The 22,760-nt window shown below is 64.7% G+C and carries 21 protein-coding genes; 8 read left to right on the top strand and 13 right to left on the bottom strand.

What is annotated here, in order from left to right:
* Positions 1-80: 80 nt before the first annotated feature.
* Positions 81-2,186: a S9 family peptidase gene (locus ACTUWL_RS17785; protein ID WP_021081968.1), complete on the top strand. Its 2,106-nt coding sequence runs from the start codon at positions 81-83 to the stop codon at positions 2,184-2,186.
* A 211-nt stretch (positions 2,187-2,397) separates the two neighbouring features.
* Here ACTUWL_RS17785 and ACTUWL_RS17780 read toward each other — a convergent pair whose 3' ends face one another.
* The 3 genes from ACTUWL_RS17780 to ACTUWL_RS17770 all read right to left on the bottom strand — a co-directional run bounded on the left by ACTUWL_RS17780 (position 2,398) and on the right by ACTUWL_RS17770 (position 5,824).
* Positions 2,398-3,117 carry a ribonuclease activity regulator RraA gene (locus ACTUWL_RS17780; protein ID WP_021081969.1) on the bottom strand — a complete coding sequence of 240 codons (720 nt, stop codon included), beginning with the start codon at positions 3,115-3,117 and terminating at the stop codon, positions 2,398-2,400.
* A gap of 132 nt (positions 3,118-3,249) precedes the next feature.
* Positions 3,250-4,989, bottom strand: a complete 1,740-nt coding sequence (araD, locus tag ACTUWL_RS17775) for an L-arabinonate dehydratase (RefSeq protein WP_035653373.1) — start codon at positions 4,987-4,989, stop codon at positions 3,250-3,252.
* A gap of 202 nt (positions 4,990-5,191) precedes the next feature.
* Complete coding sequence (locus tag ACTUWL_RS17770) at positions 5,192-5,824, bottom strand: response regulator transcription factor (RefSeq protein ID WP_021081971.1); 633 nt, start codon at positions 5,822-5,824, stop codon at positions 5,192-5,194.
* A 153-nt stretch (positions 5,825-5,977) separates the two neighbouring features.
* On the opposite strand from ACTUWL_RS17770, the gene ACTUWL_RS17765 reads away from it, so the two are divergent.
* Positions 5,978-6,286, top strand: a complete 309-nt coding sequence (locus tag ACTUWL_RS17765) for a hypothetical protein (protein ID WP_021081972.1) — start codon at positions 5,978-5,980, stop codon at positions 6,284-6,286.
* Positions 6,287-6,427: 141 nt separating this feature from the next.
* On the opposite strand, the gene ACTUWL_RS17760 is transcribed toward ACTUWL_RS17765, so the two are convergent.
* The 6 genes from ACTUWL_RS17760 to ACTUWL_RS17735 all read right to left on the bottom strand — a co-directional run bounded on the left by ACTUWL_RS17760 (position 6,428) and on the right by ACTUWL_RS17735 (position 13,265).
* Positions 6,428-6,745: a hypothetical protein gene (locus ACTUWL_RS17760; protein ID WP_021081973.1), complete on the bottom strand. Its 318-nt coding sequence runs from the start codon at positions 6,743-6,745 to the stop codon at positions 6,428-6,430.
* Positions 6,746-6,748: 3 nt separating this feature from the next.
* Positions 6,749-7,606: a CheR family methyltransferase gene (locus ACTUWL_RS17755; RefSeq protein WP_021081974.1), complete on the bottom strand. Its 858-nt coding sequence runs from the start codon at positions 7,604-7,606 to the stop codon at positions 6,749-6,751.
* 35 nt (positions 7,607-7,641) lie between these two features.
* On the bottom strand, positions 7,642-8,031 hold the full coding sequence (locus ACTUWL_RS17750) for a response regulator (RefSeq protein ID WP_021081975.1): 390 nt from the start codon (positions 8,029-8,031) through the stop codon (positions 7,642-7,644).
* 43 nt (positions 8,032-8,074) lie between these two features.
* On the bottom strand, positions 8,075-8,542 hold the full coding sequence (locus ACTUWL_RS17745) for a chemotaxis protein CheW (protein WP_021081976.1): 468 nt from the start codon (positions 8,540-8,542) through the stop codon (positions 8,075-8,077).
* A gap of 14 nt (positions 8,543-8,556) precedes the next feature.
* Positions 8,557-11,289 (bottom strand): hybrid sensor histidine kinase/response regulator, encoded by a 2,733-nt coding sequence (locus ACTUWL_RS17740; RefSeq protein WP_203368941.1) that lies wholly within the window; start codon positions 11,287-11,289, stop codon positions 8,557-8,559.
* Between the two features lie 377 nt (positions 11,290-11,666).
* Entirely contained in the window at positions 11,667-13,265 is a 1,599-nt protein-coding gene (locus tag ACTUWL_RS17735; protein WP_035652629.1) for a flagellin N-terminal helical domain-containing protein, read from the bottom strand.
* A 588-nt stretch (positions 13,266-13,853) separates the two neighbouring features.
* On the opposite strand from ACTUWL_RS17735, the gene ACTUWL_RS17730 reads away from it, so the two are divergent.
* From ACTUWL_RS17730 to ACTUWL_RS17720, 3 genes are all read left to right on the top strand, one after another.
* Entirely contained in the window at positions 13,854-14,531 is a 678-nt protein-coding gene (locus tag ACTUWL_RS17730; protein WP_035652625.1) for a Crp/Fnr family transcriptional regulator, read from the top strand.
* Positions 14,532-14,694: 163 nt separating this feature from the next.
* Positions 14,695-15,414 (top strand): Crp/Fnr family transcriptional regulator, encoded by a 720-nt coding sequence (locus tag ACTUWL_RS17725; protein ID WP_021080967.1) that lies wholly within the window; start codon positions 14,695-14,697, stop codon positions 15,412-15,414.
* Between the two features lie 134 nt (positions 15,415-15,548).
* Positions 15,549-15,797 (top strand): hypothetical protein, encoded by a 249-nt coding sequence (locus ACTUWL_RS17720; RefSeq protein WP_021080966.1) that lies wholly within the window; start codon positions 15,549-15,551, stop codon positions 15,795-15,797.
* Positions 15,798-15,812: 15 nt separating this feature from the next.
* On the opposite strand, the gene ACTUWL_RS17715 is transcribed toward ACTUWL_RS17720, so the two are convergent.
* Entirely contained in the window at positions 15,813-16,421 is a 609-nt protein-coding gene (locus ACTUWL_RS17715; protein WP_021080965.1) for a helix-turn-helix domain-containing protein, read from the bottom strand.
* Between the two features lie 564 nt (positions 16,422-16,985).
* On the opposite strand from ACTUWL_RS17715, the gene ACTUWL_RS17710 reads away from it, so the two are divergent.
* Positions 16,986-17,414 (top strand): hypothetical protein, encoded by a 429-nt coding sequence (locus ACTUWL_RS17710; protein ID WP_035652622.1) that lies wholly within the window; start codon positions 16,986-16,988, stop codon positions 17,412-17,414.
* A gap of 47 nt (positions 17,415-17,461) precedes the next feature.
* On the top strand, positions 17,462-18,151 hold the full coding sequence (locus ACTUWL_RS17705) for a hypothetical protein (protein ID WP_146160402.1): 690 nt from the start codon (positions 17,462-17,464) through the stop codon (positions 18,149-18,151).
* 50 nt (positions 18,152-18,201) lie between these two features.
* On the opposite strand, the gene ACTUWL_RS17700 is transcribed toward ACTUWL_RS17705, so the two are convergent.
* Both ACTUWL_RS17700 and ACTUWL_RS17695 read right to left on the bottom strand, forming a co-directional pair.
* The gene (locus tag ACTUWL_RS17700; protein WP_035652616.1) at positions 18,202-18,384 is read right to left on the bottom strand and encodes a hypothetical protein; all 183 of its coding nucleotides are present in this window, start codon (positions 18,382-18,384) and stop codon (positions 18,202-18,204) included.
* Between the two features lie 96 nt (positions 18,385-18,480).
* Positions 18,481-19,482, bottom strand: a complete 1,002-nt coding sequence (locus tag ACTUWL_RS17695; RefSeq protein ID WP_021080962.1) for a glycoside hydrolase family 3 N-terminal domain-containing protein — start codon at positions 19,480-19,482, stop codon at positions 18,481-18,483.
* Between the two features lie 189 nt (positions 19,483-19,671).
* Here ACTUWL_RS17695 and ACTUWL_RS17690 point away from each other — a divergent pair, with 189 nt between their 5' ends.
* Positions 19,672-21,717, top strand: coding sequence for an acetoacetate--CoA ligase (locus tag ACTUWL_RS17690; protein WP_021080961.1), 2,046 nt, complete (start codon positions 19,672-19,674; stop codon positions 21,715-21,717).
* A gap of 107 nt (positions 21,718-21,824) precedes the next feature.
* Here ACTUWL_RS17690 and ACTUWL_RS17685 read toward each other — a convergent pair whose 3' ends face one another.
* Positions 21,825-22,748, bottom strand: coding sequence for a LysR substrate-binding domain-containing protein (locus ACTUWL_RS17685; protein WP_035652613.1), 924 nt, complete (start codon positions 22,746-22,748; stop codon positions 21,825-21,827).
* Between the last annotated feature and the right edge of the window lie 12 nt (positions 22,749-22,760).

Genomic DNA, 22,760 nt, shown 5'->3' with positions numbered 1-22,760 from the left:
GTGCGCGCGGACGGGCGCACCATCTGGCAATCGCCACATTCATCCCGATATAAAGCGGAACCCCGCACCATGAGGATCTTGTGACCCAATCGACCAAGCCATCGCCCCCCGTTGCGCCGCGCCGGCCGCATTCCTTCACCACCCACGGCATCACGGTGACCGACGACTATGCGTGGATCAAGGATCCGAAATGGCAGGAGGTGCTGCGCGATCCCTTGATCCTCGATCCTGATATCAGGACCTATCTCGAAGCCGAGAACGGCTACACCGAGAGCCTGCTCGGCCATACCGACGGCTTGCAGAAGCAACTGGTCAAGGAGATGCGCGGACGGATCAAGGAGGATGATTCCAGCGTGCCGTCGCCGGACGGCCCGTTCGCCTATTTCAGGAAATTCCGCGAAGGCGGCCAACATGAGCTGTTCGCCCGCACGCCGCGCGACGGCGGCGAGGCGCATGTCGTGCTGGACGGCGACGCGCTGGCGAAGGACCATAAATATTTCAAGTTCGGCAGCAGCCGGCATTCCAATGACCACCGCCTGCACGCCTGGAGTGCCGATACCAAGGGTTCGGAGTATTTTTCGATCCGCGTGCGCGACTGGGCGACCGGTGGCGATCTCGACGATCTCGTCGAGGAGACCGACGGCGGCGTGGTCTGGGCCGCGGATTCCAAGAGCTTCTTCTACGTCAAGCTCGACGACAATCACCGCCCGATGCAGGTGTGGCGGCACAGGCTCGGCACCAAGCAGGCCGACGACATCCTGATCTATGAGGAGCAGGATGCCGGCTGGTTCACCCATCTGCACGAGAGCGCCAGCGGCCGCTTCTGCGTGATCGCCGGGGGCGACCACGAGACCTCGGAGCAGCGGCTGATCGATCTCGCCAATCCCGACGCGCCGCCGCGCCTCGTCGCGGCGCGCGAGGAAGGCGTGCAATATTCGATCGCCGACCGCGGCGACGAGCTGTTCATCCTGACCAATGCCGACGACGCCATCGACTTCAAGGTCGTCACCGCGCCGCTCGCCGCGCCCGCGCGTGCCAACTGGCGCGACCTGATCCCGTATCGCGAGGGCGTCTATGTGCTCGACGTCGAGCTCTATGCCGGCCACATGGTGCGCTTGGAGCGCGCCAACGCGCTGCCGGCGATCATCATCCGCGACCTCAGGAGCGGCGAAGAGCACGCGATCGCCTTCGATGAGGCGGCTTATTCGCTCGACACCATGGGCGGCTACGAGTTCGAGACCACGAATCTGCGCTTCGCCTATTCATCGATGACGACGCCGTCGGAGGTCTATGACTACGACATGGCGACGCGGACCCGTGTCTTGCGCAAGCGCCAGGAGATTCCGTCCGGCCACAACCCGGCTGACTACGTCACCACGCGCATCATGGCGACCTCGCATGACGGCGCGCAGGTGCCGGTGTCGATCCTGCATCGCAAGGATTTCGTGCGCGACGGCAAGGCGCCGCTGCTGCTCTATGGCTACGGCTCCTACGGCATGGCGATGCCGGCCTCGTTCGCGGCCAACCGGCTGTCGCTGGTCGACCGCGGCTTCGTCTATGCGATCGCTCATATCCGCGGCGGCGCCGACAAGGGCTGGGGCTGGTATCTCGACGGCAAGCGCGAGAAGAAGACCAACACGTTCGACGATTTTGCCGCGGCCGGCCGGGCGCTGATCGAGACGAAATATACGGGCGAAAAACGCATCGTCGGCCATGGCGGCTCGGCGGGCGGCATGTTGATGGGCGCCGTCGCCAACCGCGCCGGCGAGCTGTTCGCCGGCATCGTCGCCGAAGTGCCGTTCGTCGACGTGCTCAACACCATGCTCGACGACACCTTGCCGCTGACGCCGCCGGAATGGCCGGAATGGGGCAACCCGATCGAGAGCGCGAAGGATTTCCGCACCATCCTGTCCTATTCGCCCTATGACAACGTCGCGGCCAAGGACTATCCGGCGATCCTCGCGATGGGCGGGCTCACCGATCCGCGCGTGACCTACTGGGAACCGGCGAAATGGATCGCCCGGCTGCGCGCCACGATGCGCGGCGGCGGCCCGGTGCTGCTGCGCACCAACATGGGCGCCGGCCACGGCGGCGCCTCCGGCCGCTTCAACCGCCTCGACGAAGTCGCGATCGTCTATGCGTTTGCGTTGTGGGCGGTGGGGATGGCTGAGAAGGCGGAGGTGTAAGGCACCTTAGCCCGGCTACCCCCCCATCGTCGTCCTGGCGAAAGCCAGGACCCATACCGCGTGATCTTTCGAGCAAGGAAGTCGCAGTACCACGGCACATCCGGTCTTCGCCAAACTTCTCCCTGTGCTTATGGGTCCCGGCCTTCGCCGGGACGACGGCGGAATGCGCGGCGATCGCTCGTCGACAGCGACGGGGAATGTGGGGTGAGACCTACCGCCCCTTCGCCTTCCGCCAGACCGCAAAATCCTGCAGCGTCTGCTCGTCCGTCGCGGGATAAAGACCGAAGATGCCGCGGCCGTTCTGGACCTGCTCGGTGACGAAATCCTCGAACGCGGTCATCTCGAAGGTCTCGTCCGCGATCTCGTCGGCGAGGTGGGCCGGGATCACGATGACGCCGTCGCTATCACCGAGAATCACGTCACCGGGAAACACTGGCGCGTCGCCGCAGCCGATCGGAACGTTGATCTCGATCGCCTGATGCAAGGTGAGATTGGTCGGCGCGCTCGGCCGGTGATGAAACGCCGGGAAGCCGAGCCGCGCGATCTCGGCCGAGTCGCGGAAGCCGCCGTCGGTGACGACGCCGGCGCAGCCGCGCTTCATCAGCCGCGTCACCAGGATCGCACCGGCCGACGCCGCGCGCGCATCCTTGCGGCTGTCCATCACCAGCACCGCGCCCACGGGACAATCCTCGATCGCCTTGCGCTGCGGATGCGCACGATCGCGGAATACCTCGATCGTGTTGAGATCCTCCCGCGCCGGCATGTAGCGCAGCGTGAAGGCCTCGCCGACCATGGTCGGCTGATCCGCGCTCAGGGGATGCACATCCTGGATCATCTGGATGCGGAAGCCGCGCTTGAACAGCGCGGTGGCAACGGTGGCGGTGGAGACGGATTTCAGCTTGTTGCGGGTGGTGTCGCTGAGTTTGGGCATGGCTACGTTGCTCTCTCTTCTTTCGTCATTCCGGGATGGCCCGCAGGGCCAGGCCCGGAATCCATCAGGCCGCATAGCTTGAGGAGAAATGGATTCCGGGCTCGCGCTTCGCGCGCCCCGGAATGACAGGGACTAGTAAATCGACGGCTCGCCCACCGGCTTGCCGAAACCGGTCTCGAGGAAATCGAAGTCGCAGCCTTCATTGGCCTGCTTGATGTGCTTCGAGAACATCCAGCCATAGCCGCGCTCGAAGCGCTTTTCGGGCTGCTTCCATTCGGCACGGCGCTTCACCAATTCCGCCTCCGGCACATCGAGATCGATGGTGCGCGCGGCGACGTCGAGCGTGATGCGGTCGCCGTTCCGAACCAGCGCCAGCGGGCCGCCGATAAAGGATTCCGGCGAGACGTGCAGGATGCAGGCGCCGTAGCTGGTGCCGCTCATCCGCGCATCCGACAGCCGCACCATGTCGCGCACGCCCTGCTTCACGAGCTTGGTCGGGATCGGCAGCATACCCCATTCCGGCATGCCCGGGCCGCCCTGCGGGCCGGCATTGCGCAGGATCAGCACATGATCGGCGGTGACGTCGAGATCGGGATCGTCGACTGCCTTCTTCATCGACGGATAATCGTCGAACACCAGCGCAGGCCCGGTGTGCTTGAGGAAGCGCGGATCGCAGGCTGACGGCTTGATCACGCAGCCGTCGGGCGCGAGATTGCCCTTCAGCACGGCCAGCGCGCCTTCCCTGTAGATCGGGTTGTCGACGGTGCGGATGACGTCGTCATTGTGGACTTCGGCGCCCGCGATGTTCTCGCCGAGCGTCCTGCCCGTGACGGTGATGCAATCGAGATGCAGATGCGGCCTGATGCGGTTCATCAGGCCGGGCAACCCGCCGGCGTAGAAGAAATCTTCCATCAGATAGAGGTCGCCGCTCGGCCGCACGTTGGCGATGACCGGCACCTTGCGGCTCGCGATCTCGAAATCATCGAGCGAGATGTCCTGGCCGGCGCGGCGCGCCTGCGCAATCAGGTGGATGATCGCATTGGTCGAGCAGCCCATCGCCATCGCGACCGCGATCGCGTTCTCGAAGGCTTTTCGGGTCTGGATCTGCTGCGGGGTCAGATCCTCCCACACCATCTCGACGATGCGGCGGCCAGCCTCCGAGCTCATGCGGATATGGTTGGCATCGGCCGCGGGGATCGACGAAGCGCCGGGCAATGTCATGCCGATGGCTTCGGCGATCGCGGTCATCGTCGACGCCGTGCCCATCGTCATGCAGGTGCCGTAGCTGCGGGCGATGCCCGCTTCCATGTCGACCCAGTCCTTGTCGGAGATTTTTCCGGCGCGGCGCTCGTCCCAATATTTCCAGGCATCCGAGCCGGAGCCCAGCGTCTTGCCCTTCCAATTGCCGCGCAGCATCGGACCGGCCGGCAGGTAGATCGCCGGCAGATTCATGCTGGTGGCCCCGAGCAGCAGGCCGGGCGTGGTCTTGTCGCAGCCGCCCATCAGCACCACACCGTCGACCGGATGGCCACGCAGCAATTCCTCGGCATCCATCGCCAGCATGTTGCGGTAGAGCATCGTGGTCGGCTTCAGCAGCGATTCCGACAGCGACAGCGCCGGCAGCTCGAGCGGAAAGCCGCCGGCCATCAGCACGCCGCGCTTGACGTCGTCGACCCGGCTCTTGAAGTGCATGTGGCAGGGCTGCGCATCCGACCAGGTGTTGATGATCGCGATCACCGGCCGGTCGCGCCACTCCTCCGGCGCGTAGCCCATCTGCATCGCGCGCGATCTGTGGCCGAAGGCGCGCAGGTCGTCGGGCGCAAACCAGCGCGCGCTGCGCAATTGATCGGGAGTCTTGTTCTTTGTCGTCATCGCCATGTACTTCGATATTGCGGGGTCTCGACGTTGCTCGCACGCGCGCGGCCCCCGGCGCGTATGCCCTGCGCCACGCATATACAGGATTTCCTGACATGTCGTCCCGCGCCCGGCGCAGACGTGCCGTTCGCCGGGCGTGCACCGCGCAGCCTCCGCAGCGCGGAAGCCGGAGCGTAGGCCGGCCTTGACCAGCCTCGGCTTACTTCTGCTGCGCCGTCATCACGATGCGGACCAGATCGGCGGCATTGCGCGCACCGAGCTTCTTCATGATGTTGGCGCGGTGATCCTCGATCGTGCGCGGGCTGATCCCGAGGTGGCGCCCGGCCTCCTTGTTGGAGGCGCCCGCCGTGAATTGCTCGAGCACCTCGCGTTCGCGGCGGGTCAGCGGCTCCCGCCCCGGGAAATGCAGCGTCGCGATGCGCGACGCCGAAGTCTCGGCCTGGCGCCTCGTATAGGCGTCGATCGCCTCATTCAGGCGGCTGACGATCTCGTTGCCGCGGAACGGTTTCTCGATGAAGTCGAGCGCGCCGTTCTTGATGGCGCTGACCGCCATCGCGATGTCGCCCTGGCCCGAGATCATGAAGATCGGCGCCGGATAATCCTCGCCGTGCAACTCCCGCAGGATATCGAGGCCGGATTTGCCGGGGATATGCACGTCGAGCAGGATGCAGGCCGGCGTCCTGCTGCGCGCCACCGCGAGCAGCGCGGCGCCGTCCGCAAAGCAGATCACCTTGTAACCGGCGGTCGACAGGACCACGGAAAGCGTCTCACGAACGGCGGGGTCGTCGTCGACTACGAAAATTTCCCCGCGAGGAGCGCCATTCTCAACCATATGCATCGTCCATCAGTGGTGAAATGTGCCGCCCAGACTGCACAAGACCTAACTCGACCATCTCGATCAATGGACCAGTATTTGTACGGGACGTCCGCTTAACGCACAAGTAGCACCACAGTCCCTAAAAGTGACGGCAGTGGAGAAACATGCATGGAAAATGCAGCGGCGGACAGCGTTGCGGTGTGCCTGGACGAGGACAGCGATCCCTACCGCCTGATCGTGACGGACCTGGTCGCGCTGATCGGCCATGTCCAGGCGAGCCTGCGGCTGATCGAGGCGGCGATCGCCCGGGAGGCATTTCTGGCCGAGCAGGACGCCGCCGCCAATGTCTTCGTGCTCGACGACGTCACCCCGCGCTACGCGGCGGCCTCCACGGCCCTGAAGGCCTGCGACACCGGCCTCGGCATGGCGCTCGATCGGCTGCGCGAGCCAGACGCCCCGGCGCGTTTCCTGAACTGACCAGCCGGACCGGCCAGCGCCGAGTTCGGCGACATCATGCAGATTGTGCCTGCGAGCCCCAACTCTCGAGGCAACGACCCGTTCCAGGTTCGGATTGGCGGCCGACGTTGCCCTAACCAGCCGGGGCAAGCCTTCCTGCTATCAGGCCCTGACCCGCTCGTCGTCGGCGCCTGAGCGCCGCTTGCTCGGCTTGCCCTTGAGGAAGCTGATGTCCATCTCGGTGCCGTTGACGCGGACCAGTTCGCAGCGGCGATAGGCGAGCCCGGTCGAGGACAGCAGCAGGAAGAACTCCTTCAGGTTGAGCCCCTGAATGGAACCTTCGACGGTCAATGCCGCGTCATTGTCGGAGATGGCGTTGAGCTGACAGTCGCGCCGCCAGGTGCCGTCGATGGCCATGATGCAGACATCGACGCCCCGGCTGAAGGTGACCCGCTCGATGGATTTGCCGTCGTCCGTCATCGTTCAGTATCCGACCGCCATGGCAGGCCGCGGCATCGCAAGCGGCGCCCGCACTCCGCTCGGCCGGTACAGGCCACGCCGCTCGGGAAGCGGCTTGAACGTGTCGGTCAGGCCGACCACGGTTTCAGCGGCGCCGAGCACCAGGAAGCCGTCGGCCTCCATCAACCGGGCGAGACGGTTGAAGATGTTGATCTTGGTGTCCTGGTCGAAATAGATCAGCACGTTGCGGCAGAAGATCACGTCGAAGGTGCCGAGCTGGGAGAAATCGTGCAGCAGATTGAGCTGACGGTGCTGCACCATCGCGCGCAACTCGGGACTGACCTGCCAGAATTCACCCGACTGCTTGAAATACTTGACCAGCAGTTGAATCGGCAGCCCGCGTTGTACCTCGAACTGGCTGTAGATGCCGGCCTTCGACTTCTCCAGCACCTCCTGCGACAGATCGGTCGCGACGATCTCGACCCGCCATCCGGCCAGCGCCGCGCCCATCTCCTTGAGGCACATCGCCAGCGAATAGGGTTCCTGGCCGGTCGAGCCGGCGGCGCACCAGATCCGGACGCTGCGGCGCGCAGCCCGCGCCTTCAATATATCGGGCATGATGGTGTCGCGGAAATGGTCGAACGGCACCTTGTCGCGGAAGAAGAACGTTTCGTTGGTGGTCATGGCCTCGACCACCTGGACGGTGTGGGTCGACGAGCCGGCCTTGATCTTGGCGACCAGGTCGGGGATGCCGGACAGGCCGCATTTGCGCGCCAGCGGCAGCAGGCGGCTCTCGATCAGATATTGCTTGTCCGCGGACAGATCGAGACCGGAATGGTCCTTCAGGAGCTTACGCAGATACTCATAGTCGGGGGGCGTCACGGGAGCCTCGCAAAGGCAAAGGGTGAAACTGGGTGTCAGGCTTCGGCGGACGCATCGAGCGCCAGCAGACCCACTTCCTGGAATTTCGCGATCACGATGTCCTTGTCGAACGGCTTCATGATGTATTCGTTGGCGCCGGCATGCAGCGCCCGCGAGATATGGTCGATGCCGTTCTCGGTGGTGCAGAACACCACTTTCGGCACGTCACCGCCCGCCATGCGGCGGAGCTGCACGAGGAACTCGAAGCCGTCCATCACGGGCATGTTCCAGTCGAGCAGCACCGCGTCCGGCATCGCCTGCTTGCAGGCCTCGAGCGCGACCGCGCCGTCCTCCGCCTCGACGACGGTGAACTCCATTCCTTCGAGGATACGGCGCGCGATCTTTCGCACCACTCCGGAATCATCGACGACAAGACATGTCTTCATGTGTTGGCCTCCTTGTAGAATCCGCCGTCTCCGCGGCGGAGCGTTACGCTGCAGCAGCTGTTCTGGGCACCAGTTCAAGCACGCGATCGACATCGAGTACGACCATGAGCTGGCCGTCGAGGCGATGGACGCCGCCGGCGAGCTTGGCCATGCGGGGATCGAGATTGACCGGGTTGTCCTCTCGGCTGTCGTCGGGCAGCCGCAGCACCTCGCCGATCTGGTCGATCAGGAGGCCATAGGATTCGCCGCGCTGGTCGACGCCGACCGCCATCGGCTTGCCGTCGTCGGCCTTCGGCAGCCCGAGCCGGGCGCGCATGTCGACCACGGTGACGATGCGGCCGCGCAAATTGAGCACGCCGGCGATCTCGCTGGAGGCCAGCGGCACCCGCGTCAGCCGCTCCGGCATGAACACATCCTGCACCCGCGAGATCGGCAGCCCGAACAGCTGCCCGCCGATCACAGCGGTGACGTACTCGGCCATCGCGCCTTCACTGGTCTCGGTCTTGGTCATCAATGCTGTTTCCTTCAAGCGGCGCGCCGCAACTCTGCGGTCTGCTCTTTCAGCGCCGCGATCAGCCCGGGACGGTCGAACTTGGCGACATAGTCGTGGAAGCCGGCTTGCCGGCCGCGCTCGATTGCCGCCGGCGACACCATCGCCGACAGCGCGATGATCGGCAGCTGGTTCAGATTGTGGTCAGACCGGATGTTCTCGGCGAACTCGAAGCCGTTCATCTCGGGCATCTCGATGTCGGTCAGCACGACGTCGAAGGCCTGCCCCGAGCGCAGTGCGGCGAGTCCCTCCTGCGCGCCGCCCGCGGTCCGCACCTTGTAGCCGGCAGCCTTCAGCACCGGCGCCAGCATGTTGCGGAAGAATGCGCTGTCGTCGACCAGCAGCACCGACTGCGCGCTGGCCGACGGACGCATCTCCTTGCGCGAGAACCAGTCGGCGAACGCCATCGGCAGGAAGTGGCCGACGTCGATCACCTCGGTGGCCTGGCCCTTGATCACGGCCGAGCCCAGAATGCCGTCCTGGCTGCCCGCGACCTCGATGTTGAGCTTTTCCTCGACGATGTCGATGATCTCGTCGACCACGAGCCCCATCGAGCGGCCGTCGTCGGCGAACACCAGGATCGGCTGCGACCCCTGCGCCTGCACCTCGACGCCGGCCATCTGCACCAGCGGCATCAGCTGCTCGCGGTACTGCACCATGTAGCGGCCGTTCGAGAGCTCGATCTTGTCGGTTGCGATCTCCTCCAGCCGCGTGACGAGGCCGAGCGGCACCGCCTTGGGCTGCGAGGAGCCGGCGCGGAACACCAACAGCGAGGTCAGCTGCTCGCCGCTCGCGGCATGGGCGCTCGCATTGTCGTCGGCCATGTCATGGGCCGAGGAGCCGGAGGCGCCCAAGGCTTTCGCGATGCCGTTGGGGTCGATGATCATGATCACGGCGCCATCGCCCAAAATGGTGTTGCCGGAGAACATGTCGATGTGCCGCAGTTTTGTGGACATCGGCTTGACCACGATCTCCTCGGTGTGGAACACGCCGTCGACCACGATGCCGAAGGTCTGGCTGCCGACCTGCGTCACCACGATGAAGCCGTTCTCGGCATCGCTGGTGGTGGTGGCGCCGTCGTCGATCCTCAGCAGCTTCTTGAGATGGATCAGCGGCAGCAGCTTGTTGCGCAGCCGCAAGACCGCGGTGTCCTTGATCCGCTCGATGCGGTGCTCGGAGTTGGCGCGGGCCCGCACCAGCTCGACCACGGACAGTTGCGGAATGGCAAAACGGTCGCCGCCGGCTTCCACGATCAGGGCGGAGACGATCGCCAAGGTCAGCGGGATCTTGATGGTGACACTGGCGCCCTCGCCGGCCACGCTCTTGATGTCGATGGTGCCGCCGATCTGGTCGATATTGGTTCGCACCACGTCCATGCCGACGCCGCGGCCGGACACCGAGGTCACCTGCGCCGCGGTCGAGAAGCCCGGCGCGAAGATGAACTTGTGGATCTGGGCCTCGGTCATCTTCTCCAGTTCAGCCTCGGTGACGAGACCGTTCTGGAGCGCCTTGGCCTTGATCCGCTCGGTGTTGAGCCCGCGGCCATTGTCGGCGATGCAGATGATGATGTGGCCGCCTTCGTGATAGGCACTGAGGCGGATGGTGCCCTGCTCCGGCTTGCCGGCGGCGAGGCGCTCGGCGGTGGTCTCCAGCCCGTGATCGGCGGAGTTGCGCACCATGTGCGTCAGCGGATCCTTGATCAGGTCGAGCACCTGGCGGTCGAGCTCGGTGTCGGCGCCGTGCATCTCGAGCTCGATCTGCTTGCCGAGTTCGCCGGAGAGGTCGCGGACGATGCGCGGCAGCTTCTGCCAGGCATTGCCGATCGGCTGCATCCGCGTCTTCATGACGCCTTCCTGCAGCTCGGCAGTGACGTTGGAGAGCCGCTGCAACGGCACCTTGAACTCGGTGTCCTCGTTGCGGCGCGAGATCTCCAAGAGCTGGTTGCGGGTCAAGACCAGCTCGGAGACCATGGTCATCAGGTGTTCGAGGGTGTCGACGTTGACCCGGATCGACTGGTTGGCGATCTTGTCGCCTTCCTGGACGTCTTCGGCGGCGGCCTTGCGCGCCGGCTTCTTCGCAGCTTCAGCCGGCTCGGCGGCGGGGGCTGCGGCAACGACCTTCGCGGCAGGCGCCGGCGCAGGTGCGGCCACTTCGGTCTCGGTCTCGCGGAAGGCGCGCTCGAGCTCGTCGAGCGAGACCTCGCCCGGACGCAAGGGGCGCTCCAGCGTCTGCACCACCAGCGTGCCTTCGGCCATATCCGCCTGCACCGACGGCGCTTCGACCACCGGCACATCTTCTTCGGCAGCGGCATCACCGGCGGCCATTGCCGCCATGCCGCGCTCGACCATCGCTTCCAACTGATCGATCAGATCGCGGTCGTTGCCTTCGGGCTCGGCCTCGGTCGCCTCGAGGCCGGCCAATATCTCCTTGATGCGGTCGATCGAGGACAGGATCAGCGTCACCGCTTCCGCTCTCACCGGCATGCCGTCGCGGAATTTGCCCATCAGGGTCTCGCCGGCATGCGCCAGCGCTTCCAGCCGCGGCAGCCCGAGGAAGCCGCAGGTCCCCTTGATCGTGTGCACAAGGCGGAAAATGTTGTCCAGGATCTTCGCGTTGTTCGGATCCTGCTCGAACTGCACCAGCTGGTTGTCGACCGTATCCAGGCTCTCGCTGCTCTCCGTCAGGAACTCGCGCAACAGATCGTCCATGGATAGGCCCCCTCAAGGTGCTGCGGAACGCTCGCATCGCATCGATAACTTGGCGGGCTTCACAGCGACGTTAATTTTGCCGTCCGTGCAAATACGGACGAGGAGTCCCGCGATGCATCGCAACGTCACGGCCGGTCTCGCACGGGCAGGCCTTACCACCCGAACGGGAAAGAGGCCGTTCCACCGGTCGTCGCAATTTGAATCAAATGGAATCGCAGAGCCGCTAAGCCGAGCGAAACACTCGCGCCACGGCATCGGCCTGCATCAAAGCCCGATCGCCCTTTGGTTGAAGTCCGCGGACCGGTCGATCACGCGCAAAGCAAAGGCGGCGGGGTTGCCCCCGCCGCCTCGATATCAGTTGTCTGTTGCGGCTACGCTTAGCGGAGCAGCTGCAGCACGCTCTGCTGCGACTGGTTGGCCAGCGCCAGCGCGGACACCGCGATCGACTGGCGGGTCGACAGCGCCTGGCTGTTGGCCGCTTCCTCGTTGGTGTCGGCCAGCGTCAGGTTGGACGAACCGGTCTGCAGCACGTTGATCAGGTTCTTCGAGAAGTCCTGGCGGATCTGCACGATCGACAGGTTCGAACCGAGGGTCGAAGCCTGGGTGCGCAGCAGGCCGCTCGCGCTGTTCAGCGTCTTCAGCGTGGCGTTGGCCGAAGCGTTGTCGATGAAGTCCGTGCCGGCGGTCAACTTGGTGAGGTTGAGGCCGGAGGCGTTGAAGGTCACGCCCTGGATCTTCAGCGTCGAGGTGCCCGTCTCGTTGAAGGTCAGCTTGAGCTGATCGCCGTTGAGCAGGTTGATGCCGTTGTACGAGGCATCCTGGGCGGTCGTGGTGATCTGGTCCAGGATGTTGTTGTACTGGCTGACCAGGTTGGCGCGGTTCGCCAGCCCGTTCGGATCCTGCACCGGGGCGCTGCCCGTCAGACCGTTGAACAGCTTGCCTGAACCGGCTGCCGTGCCACCGATCGTGCCGATCGTCGACGAAGCAGCATCGTTGGTGGTGCTGATGGTGAGCGCACCGCCCGCGCTGAGCGAGGCCTGCAGGTTATTGGCTGCCAGCGCGGTGTTCAGATCGTTGAGGGACTTCACCTGGCCGGCGCCGCTGCCAAACGTGATGTTGGTGGCGGTGCCGTTGCCGGTCGGGTTGATCGTCAGCGTCAGGCCATCGAGCGGTGACGGCGTTGCCACGGTGCGGGCCTTGGTGGTGGCCGTAAGACCAAAGGCGGCCAGCCCCGAACCGGAGATGTTGAGATCCTGGTTGATGCCAGTGCTGATCTGGAGCGCGCCGGCCGACACGGTGGAGGCGGTGGCCGCGCCCGTGATGCCGTCGATCGCGGTGAGCAGGTCGCCGACCGTCAGGTTGCTGCCGGTGCCGGTGCCGAGGGTCACGTTGCCGGACGCATCGGTCGTCGAGGTGGTCTGCGAGGTCGAGAACGTGATCGACTTGCCATTGACGCTGATCGTTCCGGTCGGGGTCGCCGCCAGCGTATCGGAGTTGGCCGCGCTGACGAGCTTGGTGGCGGCCGTGATCGGCGCCGGCGTCGTGAGGTTATTGTTGACGACCGTGCCGGCGAGAATGGCGTTGCTGTAGGTCGCGGTGCCGCGGATATCGGCGGCGGTGGCACCGGTGATCGTGGCGGTCGTCACCTGCGATTTCTGCGAATAGCCGACGGCAGCCTGCAGGGCCTGGTTGGCGACCGACTTGGCGCTGTCGACGAGCTTCTGCAGCGAGGTGATGCCAGTGTTGGCGGCCTGCAGCACCTGCACGCCGTTGCCGATGCCGTCCAGCAGATTGTTGATGTCGCTGGCGCGGTTGTCGAGCGACTGCGCCGTGAAGAAGTTGGTCGGGTTGTCGAGCGCAGTGTTGACCTTCTTGCCGGTGGACAAGCGGTTCTGCGTGGTGGCGAGCAGATCGGCCGTCGACTGCAGCGAAAGCAGGTTCTGACGGACCGATGACGAAAGGACGATGCCGGACATACTGGTACCCTTCTGGATGAACACGATTGACGCGACGCCGTAAATTTCGCACGGCGACCGGTGCCACACTGGTCCGTCCGCGCTACCCGTTCGTTAAAGGGCTGCTCCGTACAAATACCCAGAACGGCCCTTGCCGGTAATTCTACGGCCGCCGCGCAGACGCGCGGCCCAGCCGACTTTGTCCGTCGTCGGATCGACGACGTGACGGTGAATTTGTCTCCGCATTTGCAGGACTTGCCGCATGCTCACGCTGCCGGCTGGCGGCTTCGAAACCCGGAATTGCAATCGTCGAAGACACGCGCCTGGTCTGCATCAGAGTTAATGGAAATCAATAAATGCGAGACAATGTCGCAACCGTACCGGCCGGATTGCGTGTCGTACGAATCGCTTCGATCGCCGCACGGACCGGCGTGATGCCGACCGTCTGCCCCCTAGAGGGTATAAGGTTCGCACTACAACCCTTGTGCTATTGGACAGGCAAGCTATGGTCGCACTCAACACGCCAAGAGTAGGTGATGCGAGACTGTAGTGCTCCCGCCCTCGGCAGGAGCTCCAATGTCCGCGGTAACGCGCCCGCCCAATCGTCTGTTGCAAGCACTTCCCTCCGCGGAATACGCGCAACTTCATCCTCTTCTGGAAACCGTCGAATTGACCAAGGAGACGGCGCTGGCCGATGCCGGCGCGCCGGTGCAGCGGGTTTATTTTCCGCACGCCGGCGTGGTCTCGATGATGGTCAATCTGTCCGACGGGCAATCGGTTGAGATTGCAACCATCGGTCGTGACGGTATCGTCGGTGCATCCGCCGCCCTGCACGAGCGGCCGCCGCTCGCCGACGCCATTGTCGTCGTGCCGGGCACGGCATCGGTGATGCGGGCGGAGGATTTCCGTGAGGCAGCCAATCGCAGTGCAGAATTCCGCACCCTGGTTGCGCTCTATGAGCAGGCGCTGATGGCGCAGACGCAACAATCCGTCGCCTGCAACGTCTCGCATCCGGTGGAGGCGCGGCTGTCACGCTGGCTGCTGCGCGCACGCGACCTGTGCGGCAGCGAGGCGTTGCCGCTGACCCAGGAGATGCTGGCGCAGATGATCGGCGTCCGGCGCAATGCGGTCTCGATCGTCGCACACGGGTTTCAGCAGGCCGGCATCCTGCGTTACAGCCGCGGCCATATCGAAATCACCGATATCGACGGCCTACGGAAGGCGGCGTGTGAATGCTATGCCACGGTCAAGGCGCACACCACACAGTTGATCGGGCCGGAAGACTGAACGGAACACAAACGCGCGTGTTCTGCGATAGGTGTATCTATTGGAACCAGGACGTGCTTCCATTGGAACCCAGTCACGCCCGAATAAGTTGCATGAACGACAGGCCACAGGCATCGGCCATTGGTGCCCAGAGACAAACTTTGCCGGCAGGCAGGAGGTTGCTTTGGATACGGTTCCGCGATCGCCTAACGGCTTCCTGTCCTCGCTGTCGGCGAGCGACTTTGACCTGATCCGGCCGCATCTGCGGACGGTCGACCTTGCAGCCGATTCGGTCCTGACCGAGACCGACGAGATGCTCACGCGGACTTACATGCCGCACAAGGGCGTGATCTCGCTGGTGGTCAAGCTGGCACGGGGCGAGCGCGTCCAGGTCGCAATGGTCGGCCGCGACAGCATCTTTGGCGCATTTGCTCCGCTCGTCGAGAGCCGTGTCTTGAACAATGCCACGGTGCTGGTGCCCGGCCGCGCCTCAACGGTCGAGCTCGAACCGTTCCGCGCGGCTGCCGGCCAGAGCCCGACGCTTCGTACCATGCTGCTCCGGCACGGGCTCGCCGTCTATGCCCAGATCCAGCAGACGGCGGGCTGCAACGCCGCGCATACCGTGGAGTCGCGGCTGGCGCGATGCCTGCTGCACATGCGCGATCTCTCGGGCAGCAACAAGATCATCCTGACACAGGAGGCGATGGCACAGATGATCGGCGCGCGCCGCAACAGCGTGTCGCTGGTCGCGCATACCTTGCAACAGGCGAGGTTCATTCACTACAGCCGCGGCCACATCGAGATCACCAACCCGGACGGCCTGATCAGGACCGCGTGCGAATGCTACGCCGCGGTCAAGGCACAGTATGCCGGGCTGCTGAGTTGTGTGGAAACCAGCGGCTAGGGTTTCGATTCGAGCGGTCACCGCTTCGCTCGAAAGCGCGCGCTCCGTCGCGCAAGCCGTACTTCTACGGCGTGGGATTTTCACCGTCGGATAACGCTGCTTCCGCAAAGTCGCGTGGACGCACGGGGGAGCCGATGTTCACGTACGAGACGACCGACCGGAAGGAAGCCCGGCGCTTCCGTATGGCCCAGTTCAACGGCCGGCCTGCTACGATCAGGTCCGCCGGTGCGACGGTCACCGGACGGGTGCGCGCGATCGTCGAAAGCAACGCCGGCGCGACGGCAGCATGGGTGGTCACGATCGTTCCGGACGAGCCGAAGACGGCCGCCCGCGCCGCGCGGCGCGCGCCGCGGCTGCGCTTTGCCACGGAAGACGATGTCTGAGAACCGGGTCTCCGCTCAGGCGGAATGCAATAGCGCCTTGCGGACCAGATCTGCGGTGTTGCGCGCACCGAGCTTACGCATGGCCTCGGCACGATGGCTCTCGAACGTGCGCGGGCTGATGTTCATCCGTAGCGCGCCCTGCTTGTTGGAATAGCCGTCGCTGATCAGGCTGAGCACCTCACGCTCGCGCTTGGTCAACGGCTTGCGGCCGGCCTCCGGTGCGAACATGACATCGGGTGATCGGGCAGCTGCCGGCTTGTCATCACCCGGCGATCTAACGTCGCCGGCCGGAACGGCATTCGGATAGAGATCCGAAATCTGCTTCAGCATCGCAGACACCCGCTCGGTCTGCTCGAGCGCGTTCTCGATCACCTGGCGCAGATAGACCCCGTTGCCGGGCGCCTGCGCGAACTGCTGACTGTGCTGTTTGAGCTCGTTCATATAGAGCAGCAGCGCCGTCACCGGGCCATTGAACTGCCGGACGATCGCCGCGCTGGCCTCCCCGGTCGCCTGCGATCGTGGCGGTGCGGCCCCCTGAAGCTCAAGCGGCTGCGTCTCGAGCGTCGCGGTTCCACCCGGCCATGCCGGAAGGCGCGCCTCGGCTCGATTGTCATGTTGCGTCATAAGTATGGTTTACCGAAGGTGAACTTGTGGCCGCGTTAACACGGGACTCCGTAAAACTACGGGTGACGCAACTGTGACCTCGGGCCCCGACCTGCCAAGCAGGCGCAGATTACCGCTGATTTGGCAATGAATGTCGCATATTTGAGTCGAATGACAGTATTCTTACGGGACGGCAGGCCGCCTGTGCCTCCATATCCCTGCTGGTGGGAAGTTAAGGGCTCCGCGGGCGCATCCGCGTCCCGCGTTTCGGGCTGCACGAGCCAGGCTCCGCGCCGTCCCCCGGACGTCAGGAGCGGCGGAGCCGCAGGAATTTCTGCAGGAACCGCCCCGAAATAACGAACCTGAACCACCAATACGCCATTCGCCGGGTCGACATTGATCTCCCCTCCGGGCATCGGGATCGCATCGGCTTACCGCACGCCGGGACGCGTTCGTATGAGGCGGATCACATCGGCCCAAGGGGCGGCGCGTGCGTGGGCGTCGGGTCAGGCGAATGTCAATTTACAGCTCGGTCCGGCGCCGCGATGATCACAGCCTCTCGACCAACAACAAACGGGCGCGACAATGAAGCGAGGGCGGAGCGGGCCGATTGGATCCCGGATGACGATCGCGACGCTGGCCGCGGCGCTGCTGTTCGGCGCCGCTGCACAGGCCCAGACCACGCGGACCGGCGACGCAGCGCCGCCACAAGACAACGCGATCATGGTCAGCATCTTCTTCAAGCATGATCAGTCACGCCCGCTCGCCGAACTCAATGCGCAGCTCGAGCGGCAGGGCTTCTACAAGGCGTTTCCGCCGGAAGGTGTCGAGGTGGTCAGCTGGTACGTGATGATGGGCATCGGCCAGGTCGTGACCCTGCGACTGCCGCCGTCGCGGCTGCGCGAAGTCAACCGCGTGATCGAGAACAGTGCCTGGGGCGCCTATCGCACCGAGTTCTATCCGACCTACGACTACAAGGCGGTCGGGGCCGACAAGCACGATAGGGCAAAGTGATGCGGCATGGGTCCGCAAGAGACTTGCCGCCCCATTGGTATCGCTATTTGCTCGCCGCGTTGATCGCGTGGTGTGTGCTCGCTGGCAGACCAGTGCATGCGACCGACGACGGCGTGAGCGAACGCGCTGCGCTTTACGAGGAATCCAGCACCGATCCAACCGGCCAAAGGCTCGTCGGTTCGGCGGTCTGGCGGGTCGATCCAGCCAAATCAGACACGCAAGCCGGCGACGTCACCGTGCGCGCGATCGCCGAATTTCCCGGCAAATTCCGTTTATGCATCTCGCTCGGTCGCAACTCCGACCCGACCTTGCCGGCGAATTACCTGTTCCGGCTGACTTTTGTCCCCTCGCCCGGCTTCAGTGGGCGCGCAATCATTCACCTCCCGGGCATGCTGATGAAGTCTGGCGAACAGGCGCGCGGCACGCCGCTGCAGGCGCTCGCGGCCAAGGTGGTCGACAACATCTTTCTGGTGGCGCTGTCGAACGTCGATGCCCAGCGTAACGCCAACACGCTGCTGCTGAAGGAGCGATCGTGGTTCGATATCCCGGTGATTTACGCCGACCAGCGACGCGCGATCATCGCCATCGAGAAGGGGATGTCAGGACAAAAGGCGATCGACGCCGCCATCGCGGCTTGGGAGGCATCTCCCGGTGGCCCTGTCGCGCAGCAACCCTCGAGCCACGGGGACGACGAGGCCAGCACATGCGTCGCCCGGGTCGCCATGTCGACGCAGTAGATCGGCGGCAGCGCAATCGCGCCCGACGTCATCGCCCTGCCGGGTGATCGTCAAGCGTGGGCGCGCGTACGCTGGCTCAGCCGTTTCGCCAGGATTTTCAAATCCTGGCTGCGCCCGCTGCACAGCAGACGGGCGAATTCGTCGGGATCGATGGAGGCAGGCGGAAAATCGGCTGAACTGCGTGCGATGCGGCGTAGCCAGGTCAATCGGAAGAGACGCTTGAGCATCTTCATGGTTGTTAGCCCCGATGAGCGTCTGTGTTAAATCGCGGTAACGAAAATTGGTTCCGTCCCTTGTGGTCGCCCGGCGCAAATTTTGGTTCAATGCTTTCAGGCGAGCAGCGCCTTGCGCTGTTGGACGCGCGCTATCGATTGCCGCACCGCGGTCTGATCCAGCGATCCGTCCTGCACTGCACCCGCGACCGCCGCGGCGATGCCCGCCATCGCCTGCTCCTGGTCGAACAAATTGTTGCCGATGCAGATCATGTCCATGCCGGCGGCGATCGCCCGCAGGCTGGCCGCGCTGGTGCCGAGCGCCTTCTGCAGCCCCTGCATCTGCATGTCGTCGGTGATCAACAGCGTCTCGGGCAAGCGGCGGCGAAGCCGGCCGATCCCGGCCGGTGACAATGTCATCGGATGCTGCGCGTCCCATTGGCGCACAATGGCATGGCTGACCAGCACCGAGTCGCCGAAAGTATCCGGGGCCAACGCGTAGAACAGCTCTTCCTGTTCCGGCCGCAGCGCGTCGGAAATGTCCATGAATTCCAGATGCGAATCGACGTGCGCGCCGCCGATCCCCGGATAATGCTTCAGGCAGAGACCCACGCGGGCTTGCCGCGCCGCGGCGTCGACCAGGCGGCCATTGGCCTCGACCTCGCCGAGATCGGACGAATAGGATCGCTTGATCCTGCCGATATTGGGATTGTCGGAATTGTAGTCGACGTCGATGACCGGCGCGAAATTGTAGCGGATGCCGAGCCGGCGCAGCTCGCCATAGCTGGCAGCCAGGATCGCCTGCCTGTCCGCCATCGCAAGCCGATTGAAATCCTTGGCGCTCGGCAGCGGCTGGAAGCCCAGGCTGTCCTTGAGCCGGCGCACCCGCCCACCCTCCTGGTCGATGAAGACCAGCGGCTGCGACGGCAGCGCTGCGATCTCGGCGCAGAGCGACTGCACCTGCTCGGGCGAAGCGATGTTGTTGTCGTATTGGCGGGTCTGGCACGAGTAGTCGAACAGGATCACGCCGCCGAGCCCGAATTGCGCGGCAAAGTCCTTCAGCCAGGCCGGGATGACCCTGCCGTAGAAGCCGAGGATGAAAAGTTCGCCGACGGACATCGCCGCTCGCTCCACCGCATGCGCATGGAATCAGCCCGCGCGCTTGCGGAATAGCACGTTGCAGCAGCGGTATGAATATGACGCAAGCCATGGCGCGACTGCGTTCCCCGTGCTCGCGTCCCTATGTTAAGACACGCCGGCACGCCTCACTCGCGTCTGCCACGACACAAGAAACTTCGGAAACCGCCCATGACCGCACCTTACGTCCCGCAAATGGCCCTTTACCGCGATTGGCTGAAGGAGACCCGCGGCCTTGCGTTTGCGGATTTCGAGGCGATGCGGCGCTGGTCGGTCACCGACATCGACGCGTTCTGGCAGAGCGTCTGGGATTATTTCGACCTGCGCTCGCCGACGCCGCATTCCGCCGTGCTTGCCGACCGCAAGATGCCCGGCGCATTGTGGTTTCCCGGCGCTTCGGTGAATTATGCACGCCAGGTCTTCCGTCATGTCGGGCCGGCGCATGCGGCCGGCCTGCCGGCCCTGATTGCGAGCGGCGAAGACGGCAGGCTTTCGGAGACCAGTTGGCCCGAACTGCAACGCAAATCGGCGGCGCTTGCGCTGCATCTGAAGGCCAGGGGCGTGCGCGCCGGCGATCGGGTCGCGGCGTACTTGCCGAATATCCCCGAGACCATCATCGCGTTTCTTGCGACCGCCAGTATCGGTGCGATCTGGAGCGTCTGCGCCCCCGACATGGCGGCACCAGCGGTGATCGACCGCTTCAAGCAGATCGAGCCGAAAGTGCTGATCGCCTGCGACGCCGTAACCTATGCCGGCCGGCGCCATGACCGGCAAAATGTGATCGAGGATTTGCGACGCGCGTTGCCGACAGTCGAACATGTCATCCTGCACAGCGACGCGGCACCGTCGGAGACACGACTATCCACCATCCTCGCGGGCCAGGGCCCGACGATCGACGCCTTCGAGCCGGAATGGCTGCCGTTCGATCATCCGCTATGGATCGTCTATTCCTCGGGCACGACCGGATTGCCGAAGCCGATCCTGCACAGCCATGGCGGCATCATCGTGGTGGCGCTGCCGCTCTCGACGCTGCACAACGACGTCGGCTGCAGCTATCAGCCGAACTCGTTCGGCGAACGCTTCCACTGGTACTCCTCGACCGGCTGGATCATGTGGAACTGCCAGGCCAACGGCCTGCTCAACGGCACCACCTGCTGCATCTTCGACGGCAGCCCCGGCGGCACCAAGGACAAACCCGACTGGACCACGCTGTGGCGCTTCGTTGCCGATGCCAAGGCAACCTTCTTCGGCGCCGGCGCGGCGTTCTTCGCCAATTGCACCAAGGCCGAGATCGACCTTGCCGCCGTCGGCGACCTCTCCGGCCTGCGCACGCTCGGCTCGACCGGCTCGCCGCTCTCAGCCGACACGCAGGCCTGGTTCAACGAGCGCTTCGCCGCGCTGTCGAAGACGAACGGCAACACAGCGCAAGCCGACATGTGGTGGGCCAATATTTCCGGCGGCACCGATTTCGCCGGCGCGTTCATCGGCGGCAATCGCGAACTGCCGCAGACGCCGGGCATCATGCAATGCCGCCTGCTCGGCTGCGCGGTGGAAGCCTTCGACGAACAAGGCCGCGCCGTGATCGGCGAGGTCGGTGAGCTCGTCTGCACCGAGCCGCTGCCCTCGATGCCGCTGCGTTTCTGGAATGACCCCGGCAATGCGCGCTATCTGTCGAGCTATTTCGAGACCTACCCCGACAATTTCGACGGCTCAGGCCGCGGCCCGGTGTGGCGGCATGGCGACTGGCTCAAGATCGAACCCGACGGCTCCTGCGTGATCTATGGCCGCAGCGACGCCACCATCAACCGCCATGGCCTGCGGATGGGCACCAGCGAACTCTATTCGGCGATCGAGGCGCTGCCCGAGGTGCTGGATTCGATGGTGGTCGACCTCGAATATCTCGGCCGCGACAGCTACATGCCGCTGTTCGTGGTGCTGCGCGAGGGCGTTGTCTTCGATGCCGCGATGAAGGCCAGGATCAACCAGGCAGTCGAAGCCGGATTGTCGCGCCGCTTCCTGCCCAACGACATCTTCGTGGTGGCGGAGATTCCGCGCACGCTGTCCGGCAAGAAGCAGGAGCTTCCGGTCAAGAAGCTGTTGCTCGGCCACCCCGTCGAGAAGGTCATCAACCGCGATGCGATGGCCAATCCTGGATGCCTCGACTGGTATCTCGATTTTGCGAGGAGCTACTTGAGCAAGCAGGCCGGCGCAGCGTGAGCGCAGCTAAAGCGCGATGAGATTGGGCTGAATCGTCATCGCGCTTTGGTTCATTGTTTGAGCATGATCTTTTCGGAAAACCGCTTCGCACTTTTCCGGATCATGCTTTAGCGCGGCCCGCTGCGCCATGGCGGCGGCGCAAGCGCGGCGTGCAGCTGCTCGACGAAAGCCTGCGTGCGTCGGGCGCGGCCGCCGCGCCCGGGATTGAGCAACGCGACGATGTCGGCCGACGGCAGGCGATGGTTCGGCAAGACACGGATCAACCGGCCGGCGGCGAGATCCTCGGCGACATCCCACTCCGACCTCACGATCAGGCCGTGATGCGCCAGCGCCCAAGTCTTCACGACCTCGCCGTCATTGCTCGACAGCATCGGCTCGATCCTGACCACATCAGGCTCCGACGCCGCGCGCTTGCGGGAGAACCGCCACAGCGTCACGTCCTCCTCGTTCTCGCGCAGCGCGATGCACTGATGCGAGCGCAAATCCTGCGGGCGCGCCGGCGTTCCCCGCCGTTTCAGATAAGCCGGTGAAGCACACAGATACCGTTCGTTCGGCGCGAGGCGCAGCAAGCGCAGCGTGGAGTCCTTCAGCGCACCGATGTGGATCATCACATCCCACGCACGCACCGCGGCACGGCCCGGCCGATCGGACAGTTCGAGCTCGACCGACACCTCGGGATGACGTGATCGGAAGGCGGCAACGACCGGGGCGATATGGCGCCGTCCGAAGCCGAGCGGCGCAAGCACCTTCAGATGGCCGGCGATGGTGCCGCGACGCGCCTGCAGTGCTTCGGTCAGCTCCGTCGCGTCGTCAAGCAGCGTGCCGCCGCGCAGCACCAGCAGCTCGCCCTCATCGGTCAGCGTCAGCCGCCGGGCCGAACGGCTGACCAGTTGAACGCCCAAACGCTGTTCGAGGCTCTGTAGCCGCTGCGAGACCGCCGACGGCGTCACGTCGAGCGCTCGCGCCGCGGCCGCGAGCGACCGGGCCGCAGCGATGGCCATGAAGAAGCGGATGTCGTCGGTCGATATCATTAAGTCCAGACT

The organism is Bradyrhizobium sp. WCU1 (genome assembly GCF_053474805.1).
The sequence above is the reverse complement of the archived record's forward strand: the minus strand, read 5'-3'. Positions and strand labels throughout refer to the sequence as shown.